The sequence below is a fragment of the Burkholderia sp. Bp9140 genome (assembly GCF_003853425.1).
Taxonomy (GTDB): Bacteria; Pseudomonadota; Gammaproteobacteria; order Burkholderiales; family Burkholderiaceae; genus Burkholderia.
On sequence record NZ_QTPQ01000005.1, the window covers coordinates 144,636 to 157,571 of the forward strand.

The window sequence follows — 12,936 nt, forward strand, 5'->3', positions numbered from 1 at the left end:
TTCTCTTGCAAAATCTTTATCGGATGATTGACGGCAATGTCACTCTGTCTCCGCGGATACTTCCATGCGGGGGACGACCTTGATGACCTGGCGCGTCGGCAATACGCTGTCCAGCAACTGCTGAACCGAGGCTTGCCACGTCAGCGTGGGCATTCCCTCGGACTTCGGGTGTGCGCCTTGCCGATACAGCGTGAGCCAGTGTGTCACGGCCTCCGCCAACGCTTCACCGCTCGTGCCGTGGAAGTAATGCGCGTGGTCCAGCGCGACCTCGCGGAACACCGGCAAATCTCGAGCCAATATGGGCAGATGCTTGTGCCCCGCCTCGATCAGCGGCAACCCGAAGCCCTCTCCTTCAGACGCCGCAAGCAAACAGCAGCAAGCGCCATAGACTTGCTCCAGGTATTCATCGCTGATGCTCTCCAGCCAGAATAGTCGTTTTCCAAGCTCGGGATGCGCTCGCAGACGTGCAACCAGCTTCTCGATCAGCCATCCGGATTTGCCGACGATCACCAGATTGACCGCCGTACCTTCCTGCCAGAGCTGCTCGAAAGCCGCCAACGCCTGCGCATGCCCTTTACGCGGCTCGACCGTCCCCACCATCAAAAAGCTGGGAGCCGCGCGCAGCGCCTCGAGTATACGAGGCGCGTCGCTCGGCATGCCAGTGCTCGGTCGCGAATTCTGTACGTCTGCCCCGTAATGGAACCAGCCCACCTCAAGCGCTCCCTCACGCTGAGGATGATGCTCGTGCAACCATTGGGTGAAGTCATTCGACACGGTCTGCGAGCCGCAAACAACGCCATCATATCGAGAGATCGTGTTCAGCCATTGCTCGAACAGCTCCATGCTCCCGGGCCTGAAATAATTCGGCATCAGCACGCATAAGAGGTCGTACACCACAAACAGGATCCGAACACCATGGCGATGCATTTCATCAAAGAACGCTTCCTGAGCAGGCACGCCATCCGGGTTTAGGTCCAGCCCCAAAAAGACATCGCCCGCCTGAAAATCGATGGGATCTTCCTGCTCCGATCCGGGGTCACCCTGCCCCATGAATTCCGACCGCAGACGTTTCGCATAAAAGTACCCCGTTCGGTCATGCTTCGCGTAGACCGGCCATACCTCGAAGTCCTTCGGTGGGTCGTTGAGCAGCTCGCTCAGGATACTCCGTACGACCCGTTGAATTCCGGTCCGGGCATCGTGGTTGACCAGCTGCGATACATCGACAAACAGCGCGCGATGCGTCCGCTTGGGCAAACTGAGTGCAATGCCCTGCGCCACTTGACTCAACTCGTCTTCGTTGCATTGACGTACCAAAGGCGCGAGGGCTTGAATCAGTTTTTTGCGTGTCGACTGGATGCTCGGACGCGACTGTGCCGCCGGCACCACCGCACCATTCTGATCAAGCAGTTCCCGACAGTGGGCATACACGTCATCCACAGCGATGTCATCGAGACAGAAAAACTCGTGCGGACAATCGCGTCGCGCGGCAATGTGGCAAGGGGAGCAAGCCGCCTCATTATGCAAGACATAGCTGTTGCCGAACACAGGCGCCCATTCGTGCGCGGTTTCCAAACCGCCGTAGACGCCTAACGCTGTCACGCCCAGATAGGCCGCCATGTGCGCGCCGCCGGAATTGTTGGCGACGCATAGCTGGTGGCCGGCGAGATGCTGCATCAGTTCGGGAATGCTGAGCCCCGCCTGAATCACTACTTTTTCGATGCCGTCAAAGCTGAAACGCTGAGCTTCCTTTTCGCTGGCAAAAAAGACGCTGACGCGTTCCACCGAGGCGTCCGCGGCCAGCCGGCGTGCCAGTTCGTGGAACCGCGCGACAGGCCATTCCTTCGCATCGCCGCCGGCGTAAGGAAACAGCGCAACCGCACGAGTATGCTGTTGCACCGGGGCCGCGAGCGGCGGCAAAACCACATAGTCGGACGGATGAGCCGGGAGCGCGTCGACCAGAGCCAGCATCTGCTCGCTGATCGAAATGCGATTCAGCGGCGTTTCCACGAACGGCCGATCCTGATACGTGGGCAGCGCGATGTCGAGCTTGGCATCGATGGCTGGATTGAGGCTGCCGTAGCCGACCTTGAGCCCCGCCTCGACTTGTGCCAGGACGAACCGTGTATCAGGCTGTCGCCTCAAATCGATAGCCAGGTCGTAGGAACCCAGCTGCTTCACGAACTCGGCTAATGAACCATCGGACAGATCCGCCTGCAACGACGATTTGCGCTTGAAGTAGTCGAGCGTCAACACCCGGTCGAAGAACGGCAGGGTTTGAGCCAACGCCTGATTCCAGCTACCCACCACGACATCGATACTGGCCTTCGGGTATCGTGCGCGCAGACGGGAGATAGCCGGCACCGCCAGCAGCAGATCCCCCATGTGATCCAGCTTGAGCAGCAGGATTCTTTTGATTTTCGGCTCGAACAGCGTGGTGCGCTCGAAGGTCACTGCGCGCACCGTCCGCGACTCACGGGGGCGCTCGAAGGGCGTGATGGCCTGCAACACGAGCTTGGCGCTGCGATCCCACGAGAATGCCTGCGCCTGAATCCTGGCGTTCTCCAGCAACCGCGCACGCAGGCCCTCGTCAGTCAGCGCCGCATGCATCTTGGCGCTGATGGCCGGGACCGACTGCGGATCGAACAGCGCCTCGGGGCTGCCCATGACTTCCGGAAGGCTGGTGCTGTCGGCCGCGATCACCACTGCGCCGCATGCCATCGCTTCAAGCGGCGGCAAGCCAAATCCTTCGTGCAGGGACGGGAAGACAAACAGGCGGCACGTACTGAACAACGCCAGTAACTCGTCATCGGAGATGTAATCGCTGAACAACAGCTCGTCGCCACGGAGACCGACGCGTTGTGCATGGGCACGAAGCGCGCTCACTTCCGACTGCGGCATTCGACCGACAAACAGCAGCTGGTGGTGACGGCGCGACGTATCGGGCAGGTCGGCGAACGCCTCGATCAGCCGCGGGAGGTTCTTGCGTGCATCGGCGCCACCCGTGTACATGATGAAAGGCCGGGTTACCCCCAGGCGTTTCTTCAGGGTCGCCATCTGGTCTGCATCGGGCACGACGCGGGTAAACGTCTCATCGCAAGCGCCCGACACATTGGTCACCTTCTCGGGCGAAAAAGGCAATGCACCCAACGCCTCCTGCCGGGCACTCTCCGAGATCGCAAGAAGATGCCGCGCACGCTTCAGGTTTTCGATGCGGTCTGCATAGTAGCCACGATGAACAGGATTCGTGCGGAAATGCTCGTCCGGGTTGATCAGCGGAATCAGGTCGTAAAGGATGACCGCGGTCGGCAGCGGCTCACCCAATGCCCCGATGCTGATGACCGCGTCGTCCCCCAACCCCTCGAACAGGCTGGTGACCAGCACGATATCGGGATCGAGCGTTTCCAGAAACGCCTCGCGCACCCGTTCGGCAATGGCGCGACGCGACGCATTGTGTGCGTCGATCCAGCGCATCGGCCCCGGCGCCTGCCAGACCCGAATCCGCTCCTGCGGCACCAGTCCCCGAAATGCCTGACGTATCGGTCCGATGGTCTCAGGGAAAAGTCCGCTGAGCGCCAGATAGACTTCGTGGTCTCCCGCATTGCGGGCAATGGCAAGCGCCAAGGAAAGGGAATAGCGCCCGATGCCCCGGAAGCGGCTCTCGGTTTGCGCTCCCTGCATGTCAATAACGATTCGCATGGTTGTCCTACTTTACTTGGCTAGCGACGCCCATGAGGCCGTCTTGATCCCGGAACAATCCGGCGCAGCAGCGCATCGGGGCGCGCTGACGGAAAATGCCCGTCCAAAGGGCAGCCTCGAGTGGCCAAAGCGGCGCTGAACCTCGCTCCAGGTTCGTTCAATCAGAGCACTGCCGTCAAACAAGCCTTGAAAACTCGTATGGCTCACAACGTCGAGCTGACGGCATTGCACCATCGAGCGACGAAGCAGCGCGCTCCGCGGACGACCTGAAAAGCCGAGCCGCTCGTGAAACAGGCCCAAACCGGCATCGCCGCCCCGGACTGCCCATCGCTGCACGCCCGCTTCGCGCAACCCGCGCACGCTCCACGCCTCTTTTACGGCAAGCAAGGTCATTGATCACGCACCGCGCTGATCTTCCGAACGACGCGCGCGGTCGGGTAGCCATCGTGGAACGCGAGCGCGGCCACGCGGCCTCCGCGGGCATTTACCGCGTCATGTCCAACGATGTCATGCACTTCGTAATCGCCGCCCTTCACGAGAACATCGGGTTCGAGCGACTCGATCAGTTTCAACGGCGTCGGCGCATCGAACTCCACCACGTAATCCACTGCTGCCAGGCCAGCCAGCACTTCGGCGCGATGGGCCAGGGAATTTCCCGGGCGCGCGGACCCGTCGAGTTCGTGCACCGAAGCATCGGAATTGAGCCCCACGACCAGAATGTCGCCCTGCGCACGCGCTTCGTTGAGGAAGCGGGTATGGCCAGGGTTCAGCGTGTCGAAACAGCCGTTGGTGAACACGATGACTTCCCCTCGCTGCCGATGCGTCAGCAGCAGCTTCCCGAGTGTTTCCTCATCCACCCGCTTGGGGGCGCGCTGGCGTGACGGATACAGTTGATCGCGAACTTCATCCGCCGTGACCACATAGGTACCGGAATGGGAGACCGCGATGCCCGCCGCCACATTGGCGATATGCACCGCCTCGGATACCGGCGTACCGCGGGCCAGCGCCAGTGCGAGCGCCGAGAGCACGGTATCGCCGGCGCCCGATACATCGAACACATCACGCGCGTGCGTGGGAATGCTGCCCAGATGGCCGTCAGTACTCACATAGACCATGCCCTTCGCGCCACGGGTCACGACGAGATGCCGCAAGTTCAGCTCGCTCAACGCGTGATGGGCCCGTTCCAGCAGTTCCTCTTCGGAGGTGTAGTCGCCGAACAGTCCGATGAACTCGGAATTGTTCGGCTTGAGCAATGTTGCGCCGCGATAGAACGCGGGGTCGGTCCGCTTCGGATCAACGAGCGTGGGAACATTCAAAGCCGCGGCCGCCGCCAGAAATTCCGGCAGGTGGTCCAGCGTACCCTTCGCATAGTCCGAAAACACGATCAGGTCATGGTCGGATGCGACCCGCCTGAATTCTTCGAGCAGCAGCGCCTGGGTACGCGCCGTCGGACGCACGTCGCGATCAACGCGGGCGATCTGTTGCGCACCCGCCATCAAGCGGGTCTTTTGCGTCGTGCCTCCCTCGGGGTCGGACACGAACAGCGTCCGGACGCCGTACTCCTGCAGGCACTTCTGAAGCTCGATGGACGCGCTGTCGTGACCGACCACCGCCAGCAGCGTCGCGTCCCCTCCCATGGCACTGACGTTGGCGGCCACATTCGCAGCACCGCCGGGCCGATTCTCTTCGCGACCGACCGCCAGAACGGGAACCGGTGCCTCAGGAGAAATGCGAGAGACGCCACCCATGACGTAGCGGTCAAGCATGATGTCGCCAACCACCAGGATTCGAGGTCTGATTGCGTTAGCAGGCTGGGGTTTATGCATGGGGGATGTTGTTTCCAAAGCAGCACTTACCATTGTTGCCGGCACACTGTTCGCGTGCACGGCAGTTCCATCTATCCGGTTACGCGCCTCGTCACCGGGATTCAGACGCACGTGCGGCAGCCCGGAGCTCGTCGAGCACCTCACGGGCCGACTCCGGCAACGCGCGTTGAGACGCAGGAGAACCGACGGCAGCGCTCGCCGACTGTGTCACGACGGCGCGCAGTCGACGATCCAGTGCCGGACTCATCCTCACCAACCTGAGGGCGGCACGCTTCAGTGCCGGCCGCTTCGCCAGTTCAGCCGCCCCGACTCTGAGCACGCCCTTGATTCGCGTCTTGATCCCTGTCAGCAACCTGCGCTCGCGAATTGCAGACGTCAATCTGCGAAGCGGCATGCCTACGATACGCACCGGCTTCGACACACGCCAGGACGTGCTGTGCAGCACGGCGTGCAACAGTTCATTCGCCTGCCGCGCCTGCGCTTCGGCATGTTGAGCCCGCGCCTCAACGGCGCCAAGCTGGTTCTCCGCGTGCTGGCGCAGTTCCTCTGCATGCCGGCACCGTTCCTCCGCAAGCTTGAGCCGGTCCTCGACGACCTGCCTTTGCCCGGCGTTCAGATCAGCTTCGACGGACTGAAGCCGCTCCTGGGCCAGATGGAGCTGCCCGTTGATCACGCGCACCAGTTCGTCGACCCGCTCGACTCCCGCCTCGACCTTGTCCATCCGAAGCCGTACGGCATCCGTTCGCGCTTCGTAACGGTCGGCAAGCTGCTCCAGCGACAAACCGTACTCAGCCGCGAACACCTGGGCAAACTTCTCCTTGATTTCCGGACCGGCAGCCTTCTGCGCGATGACCGCATAGTCGGGACTCGCACCCCGGATCACGTCCAGCAGAGACACCGGATGATCAGGATTACGCAACGCCGGCGATTCCTGCAACCGTAGCGTCTTCACCGTCTCGAATCCACCATGCTCGGCCACGAAAGACAACAGCAGCGACGGAATCGGCTTCTGATGCGTGGGATCCAGGTAAAAGTTGTTGGTCGCGACGGCGATATTTTCCGGATTGGGCGTTTCGAGAATCAGCAAACCGCCAGGCCGCAATACCCGCAACGCCTCCGAAACGACAGTCTGCAACTGCTCGAAGGTAATGTGTTCGACGACATGGAAAGCCGACACGACGACCTGACTGTCGGATTCCAGCGTCTTCAGATAGGCCACCGCATCGCCCTGCGTCGCGGGCAGGCCACGCTCCTCGCAGGCCTGCAGCATGCCGGCGTCCAGGTCAACGCCGAAAGGCGTCAAGCCTCGTTCGGACATCAGTTCCAGCCACTCGCCGCGGCCACAGCCGAGGTCGAACGTGCGGCCACCCGGATAGATCGATGCCAGCGGTTCGACGAACGGCAAATACTGCTTGCGGATGCTTTTGATGAGGTCCCGGGGCGCGTAATACCGCTCTTCGAACGCCCGGTAGAAATTGTCACTCACGACACCACCTTCGCCTGTGTCGGCATCCACGTCATTCCGACGAACTCGCTCACGTTGCCGTTCACCATATTGAATGTAAGGGCGTGGTCCCTCCACTCGAAATTGTTCTGCATGTGCGTACTGCCCGTATGCAACGCAACGGCAACCGAATAGCTGCCCGGGCCGATATTCGCCGGGAATTCGAAATCGACCGTCGCATTCGCCCCGGCAGCCACATCGCCGATGTCGGACTTGAGATTGTGCGTGTTGGTGCCAAAGACTGTCTGCCCCAGTCGGTCCTTGATCATGAAGCCCATGACCAGATCCTGCACGGACTCACGACATTCGGCGGAAATCCGCAGCGTCACCGGCTGCCCGACTTGAGCGACCTCGATCGACCTGCCGTCCCGATTCAGCAACGCAACCTGATCGATCGTGACCTCACCCGTACCGGAAATCGTCTGGACCTTGCCACTCTCGAGCACTTCCTGACGTACTTCCTGATCCTGATGGTCCGCCAGCATCGCGTTGTAGTAATCCATGACCGCTTCGGGCGTCCCTTCCATCTCCAGCCGCCCGGCATTCAGCAGGATCGCGCGATCACAGATGGCCTGAATCGCGGCCTTGTCGTGCGCGACGATCAACAACGTCGTGCCCTGCTTGCGAAACTCCCGGATGCGATCGAAACTCTTGTGCTGGAAATAGGCGTCGCCGACCGAGAGCGCCTCGTCGACGATCAGGATATCCGGACGACGAGCCGTCGCGACACTGAACGCGAGACGCACCTGCATCCCGCTCGAATAAACGCGCACCGGCTGGTCGATGTATTCGCCGATTTCGGCGAACGCCTCGATTTCCGGCATCAACGCGACAATCTCTTCGACGCTGAAACCGAGCAGTTGCCCTGCCATCATCACGTTCTGGCGCCCGGTGAAGTCCGCATGGAACCCCATTCCCAGCTCGAGCAATGCTGCGATCTGGCCGGTTCGCGTCACGCTGCCGACGGTCGGCTGCGTGGTTCCAACAATCATTTTCAGCAGCGTGCTCTTGCCGGCACCGTTGATGCCGACAATACCCAGCGCCTCGCCGGAACGAACCGAGAAACTGACGTCACGCTGCACCCAGTGCAGCGTGTGATGAGGCTTGCCGCGCGGATCCAGCCACTCGAGAAGACGTGACCACCGCGTCGGATACTGTTTGTATGCCTTGCCAAGATTGGTAACGGTAATGGTGCCCATCAGAGTTCATCCACCATTTCACCCGCATGCTTGCGGAACAGACTGAAGCCGGCGAGACACAGCGCGATGCTCAATACGAACGGATACAGCAGCGCCGACCAGTCCGGCCAGACGTGTTGCACCATCGTGACCTGGAAGGCTTCGATCACGGGTGCCATCGGGTTGAAGCGCAACGCCTCCTGTGCCGACTTGGACAAAATGTTGGCCGCATAGACGACCGGCGTCAGCCAGAACCAGAAATTCAGCACGATCCCGAAGAACTGCCCCACGTCGCGAAAGAACACGTTCAACACCCCGAGCGTGATGCCCAGTCCGATGGCAAACAACGTCATCAGGGTCAACACGGGAATGACGGCGAAATAGGCCAAACCCGGGAAGTTGCCCGTCATCAGCAGGAACACCGTAAACAGCCCGAACACGATCGCGAAATTGACCAGCGCATTGATCACCACGATGATCGGCAGGCACAACCGCGGGAAGCTCAGCTTTTTGAGCAGGTTCGCGTTGTTGACGAATGTGTTCTGGCCATTGCTGACGATTTCGACAAACATGGCCCACGGCAACACGCCGGCGCACAAGTGGATGCTGTACGCAAACGTGCTGTCCACCCCGGGCAAGCGGGCATGCATGACGCGCGAAAAGATCACCGTGTACACGACGATCATCGCCAGCGGATTGAGCACCGTCCACGCCGCGCCGAGCAGGGAATTGCGGTACTTGGACTGGAATTCCCGTTTGACGCTACCCAGAATGAAACCGCGATAGGCCCAAAGGACTTTCAACATCCCTAGCATCACGCCCGCCCGTAAACGTCCTGGAAGCGAACGATGTCGTCTTCCCCGAGATATTCGCCGCTTTGTACCTCGATCATCACGAGATCCAGCACGCCCGGGTTCTCGAGTCGATGCTTGTGGCCTGCGGGAATGTAGGTGGACTCATTGGTACGCACGAAGATTTCCTGATCTCCGTTCACGACCTTGGCCATGCCGGACACGACAATCCAGTGCTCGCTCCGGTGATGGTGCATTTGCAGACTCAGGCTGGCGCCCGGCTTGACCTCGATGCGCTTGATCTTGAAGCGGGGCCCCTCTTCCAGCACGGTGTAAGTCCCCCACGGACGGCTCACGGTGCGATGCAGCTTGTACGCTTCGTGATTCTGTTTCTTGAGGCGAGCCACGACCCGCTTCACGTCCTGCGCGCAATCGGGATGCGCGACCAGGAGCGCATCCGGCGTATCGATGATCATCAGATCAGCCACGCCCACGGCCGCGACCACGCGGTCCTGGCTCTGCACATAGGTATTCCGGCTGTCGACGAAGATTGCTTCGCCGATCGCGCGGTTACTATCCGCGTCAGGCGACACCAGGTCGCGAACCGCACCCCAAGAACCGATATCGCTCCACCCGAAACTGGATGGCACGACCGCCACGTTCGCCGATCGCTCCATTACCGCGTAGTCGATCGAGATGTCGGGCATTTTTGCGAAAGACTCCGCAGGAATCTCGAGCATCTGCGCCGACGCGTTGTTCGCCTTCAGCGACGACCAGCACGCCTCGGCGGCTGTCGCAACGTCCGGCGCATGACGTGCCATTTCGGCCAGAATGACCCCTGCCTTGAAGCAGAACATCCCGGAATTCCAGAGATAGTTGCCCGCGGCAAGATACTCGGCCGCCTTGTCGGCATCCGGCTTTTCGACGAAGCGCAGTGCGGCCCGGCCCGCGCCCATCGTATCCCCGGCCTCGATGTAACCGAAGCCTGTATCCGGGCGGGTCGGCACGATGCCGAACGTCACCAGCTTGTCCTGATTCGCCAGTTCGACGGCACTCGCGACCGCGGCGGAAAATCCTTGCTGATCCTGAACCAGATGATCGGCCGCGAGAATCAGCATCAGCGCATCACGCCCGTACTTTTCCGCGACGTGATGGGCCGCCATTGCGACTGCCGGTGCCGTGTTGCGACCAGCAGGTTCGAGCATGAATGCGCCGGACACCGATTCGCCAAGCTTCACGCCTGCGAACTCGTCCTTGCTCATGAAGTAGTAGTCGCGATTGGTGACCGTGAGAATCTCCCGCTGCTCCGGCCCCGCGTCGCTGCCAACCACGGCTGCCGCACGGCGATAGGTTTTCGAGAGCAGGCTCTCGCCGTCCGCAAGCTTCATGAACGGTTTAGGGTGCCCTTCACGAGAGACCGGCCAAAGTCGCGTGCCTGCGCCACCAGACAGGATGACGGGGATCAACATCACTTTCACTCCAGATTTGGTTTTCCAACCGCGAAAGGAAGGCTTTCACCCCCTTTCGCCTTTGATTCAACAGACCGTCAGCAAAAAATATCAGCCACTTAGGCCAACTTAGTTGGGACGGAATTATAGCCGACGCACCCTACTCGCCCAGGCAGAGCCGCAGTGCGTCGTCCCACGCCGGCATCCTCACGCCGAACGTCTGCGCCAGCTTTTCCAGCGCCATCCGTGAATTTGCCGGGCGCTTCGCCGGAACCGGATACTCGCTCGCCGGAATCGGCAACACCTTCGGCGCAAGCTCGCCCATCGCGTTATCAAGGATCGCTTCCGCGAAGCCGTGCCACGACGTCGCGCCGGACGACGTGAAGTGATAGACGCCGGAACGCTTCGCCCACCAATCGGCGACATCATCCGCGACCGCTTGCTGCGCGACGATGTGCGAGGTGACGACGGCGATCGTCCGTGCCCAGGTCGGCGCACCGACCTGATCCGCCACGACGCGCAACTCCGGCCGCTCCCTGCCGAGCTTCAGTATCGTGAGCAGGAAGTTCCTTCCGCGCCGCCCGTACACCCAACTCGTCCGGAGAATCAAATGCGCACAACCCGTGGCCGCGATCGCCTGCTCGCCTTCAAGCTTCGTCGCGCCGTAGGCGTTGACGGGATTCGTCGCGTCGGTTTCCGTATACGCACCCGCCTTCGTGCCATCAAACACGTAGTCGGTCGAATAGTGAATCAGCGCACCACCGGTGCGCGCCATCTCCTCGGCGAAGATGCGCGGCACGTCGGCATTCACGCGCCGCGCGGCCTCGACCTCGGTCTCGGCCTTGTCCACCGCCGTATAGGCGGCCGGGTTCACGATCAGCGACGGCTTCACGTCCCGCACGACGGCGCGCACGCGATCGAGATCGGACAGGTCGAGCATCGTCCGGTCACACGCCACCACGCGGCCGAGCCCCTGCAGCGTGCGCAGCAGTTCGAACCCGACCTGGCCGTTCACCCCCGTCACGAGGATCGTCGGCTCGGGATTCATGCCGCCCTCACGCATAGACTTCCGCCTCGCTCAGGCGCTTGCCTGCCGCATCCTTCGGCGCCAGAACCGGCTCGCCATCGATCGGCCACGCGATCCCGATCTCGGGATCGTTCCACGCGATGCTGCGTTCGTGCTCGGGAAACCAGTAGTCGGTCGTCTTGTACAGGAACTGCGCGGCCTCCGACAGCACGACGAAGCCGTGCGCGAAGCCGGGCGGAACCCACAGCTGCCGATGGTTGTCAGCCGACAGCGTCACGCCGACCCACTTGCCGAAATTCGGCGACCCGCGGCGGATATCGACGGCGACGTCGAATACCGCGCCTTCGACCACGCGCACGAGCTTGCCCTGCGCATGCTGAATCTGGTAATGCAGCCCGCGCAGCACGCCCTTCGCCGAACGGGAGTGGTTGTCCTGCACGAACACGATGCCCGGCTCCACCTGCTCCGCAAAATCACTTGCCTTGAAACTCTCGTAGAAATACCCGCGCGCATCGCCGAACACCTTCGGTTCGATGAGCTTGACTTCGGGCAGCGCCGTTGCCGTTACTTGGATAGCCATGCGACCTGGTGCGTGAGAAGGTTCCTGAGATACTGCCCGTAGGCGTTCTTCGACAGCGGCTGCGCCAGTTTCAGCACCTGTTCTGCGTCGATCCATTGCCGACGGTACGCAATCTCTTCGGGGCAGGCGACCACGAGCCCCTGACGCTTCTGCAGCGTCGCGATGAAGCTCGCCGCCTCGATCAGCGAATCGTGGGTGCCCGTGTCGAGCCAGGCATAACCACGCCCCATGATCTCGACGTTCAGCGCGCCATCCGCGAGGTACCGCGAGTTGACGTCGGTGATTTCCAGCTCGCCGCGCGACGACGGCTTGATGTCGGCCGCGATGTCGCATACGCGGTTGTCGTAGAAGTACAGGCCCGTGACCGCATAGTTCGAACGCGGCTTCGCGGGCTTTTCCTCGATCGACAGCGCGCGGAACGACGCGTCGAATTCGACGACGCCATAGCGCTCCGGATCCTGCACGTGATACGCGAACACGGTCGCGCCGCTTTCCTGAGCATAGGCGTGCTCGAGTTGCTTCGCGAGATCGTGCCCGTAGAAGATGTTGTCGCCGAGGATGAGCGCCGACGGATCGTTGCCGACGAAATCCCGCCCGATGACGAACGCCTGCGCAAGGCCGTCCGGTGACGGCTGCACCGCATACTGGATATTCATCCCCCACTGGCTGCCGTCGCCGAGCATGGCTTCGAAGCGCGGCGTATCCTGCGGGGTCGAAATGATCAGCACGTCGCGGATTCCGGCGACCATCAGCGTCGACAGCGGATAGTAAATCATCGGCTTGTCGTACACCGGCAGGAGCTGCTTCGATACGACGTGCGTGATCGGATACAGACGCGTGCCTGAACCGCCGGCGAGAATGATGCCCCTACGTGCCATCGATCGAC

10 protein-coding genes are annotated in these 12,936 nt (G+C 61.5%); all 10 read right to left on the reverse strand.

Annotation, left to right across the window (positions count from 1 at the left end):
- Positions 1-39: 39 nt before the first annotated feature.
- The 10 genes from DIE21_RS06445 to rfbA all read right to left on the reverse strand — a co-directional run bounded on the left by DIE21_RS06445 (position 40) and on the right by rfbA (position 12,928).
- Positions 40-3,696 carry a glycosyltransferase gene (locus DIE21_RS06445; protein WP_124496899.1) on the reverse strand — a complete coding sequence of 1,219 codons (3,657 nt, stop codon included), beginning with the start codon at positions 3,694-3,696 and terminating at the stop codon, positions 40-42.
- Positions 3,697-3,708: 12 nt separating this feature from the next.
- Positions 3,709-4,089 (reverse strand): hypothetical protein, encoded by a 381-nt coding sequence (locus tag DIE21_RS06450; protein ID WP_124496900.1) that lies wholly within the window; start codon positions 4,087-4,089, stop codon positions 3,709-3,711.
- A complete protein-coding gene (locus DIE21_RS06455) occupies positions 4,086-5,555 on the reverse strand; it encodes a bifunctional heptose 7-phosphate kinase/heptose 1-phosphate adenyltransferase (protein ID WP_311767433.1) in 1,470 nt (489 codons plus the stop codon). The genes DIE21_RS06450 and DIE21_RS06455 overlap by 4 nt, the downstream gene beginning before the upstream one ends.
- Before the next feature lie 58 nt (positions 5,556-5,613).
- Complete coding sequence (locus DIE21_RS06460; protein WP_124496902.1) at positions 5,614-7,008, reverse strand: class I SAM-dependent methyltransferase; 1,395 nt, start codon at positions 7,006-7,008, stop codon at positions 5,614-5,616.
- A complete protein-coding gene (locus DIE21_RS06465; RefSeq protein ID WP_124496903.1) occupies positions 7,005-8,225 on the reverse strand; it encodes an ABC transporter ATP-binding protein in 1,221 nt (406 codons plus the stop codon). Before DIE21_RS06465 ends, DIE21_RS06460 begins: the two co-directional genes overlap by 4 nt.
- On the reverse strand, positions 8,225-9,019 hold the full coding sequence (locus DIE21_RS06470) for an ABC transporter permease (RefSeq protein ID WP_124496904.1): 795 nt from the start codon (positions 9,017-9,019) through the stop codon (positions 8,225-8,227). Before DIE21_RS06470 ends, DIE21_RS06465 begins: the two co-directional genes overlap by 1 nt.
- Complete coding sequence (locus tag DIE21_RS06475; protein WP_124496905.1) at positions 9,019-10,464, reverse strand: mannose-1-phosphate guanylyltransferase/mannose-6-phosphate isomerase; 1,446 nt, start codon at positions 10,462-10,464, stop codon at positions 9,019-9,021. The genes DIE21_RS06470 and DIE21_RS06475 overlap by 1 nt, the downstream gene beginning before the upstream one ends.
- Before the next feature lie 139 nt (positions 10,465-10,603).
- Entirely contained in the window at positions 10,604-11,506 is a 903-nt protein-coding gene (rfbD, locus tag DIE21_RS06480; protein WP_124496906.1) for a dTDP-4-dehydrorhamnose reductase, read from the reverse strand.
- The gene (gene rfbC / locus DIE21_RS06485) at positions 11,499-12,050 is read right to left on the reverse strand and encodes a dTDP-4-dehydrorhamnose 3,5-epimerase (protein ID WP_124496907.1); all 552 of its coding nucleotides are present in this window, start codon (positions 12,048-12,050) and stop codon (positions 11,499-11,501) included. The genes rfbD and rfbC overlap by 8 nt, the downstream gene beginning before the upstream one ends.
- On the reverse strand, positions 12,035-12,928 hold the full coding sequence (gene rfbA / locus DIE21_RS06490) for a glucose-1-phosphate thymidylyltransferase RfbA (protein ID WP_124496908.1): 894 nt from the start codon (positions 12,926-12,928) through the stop codon (positions 12,035-12,037). The genes rfbC and rfbA overlap by 16 nt, the downstream gene beginning before the upstream one ends.
- Between the last annotated feature and the right edge of the window lie 8 nt (positions 12,929-12,936).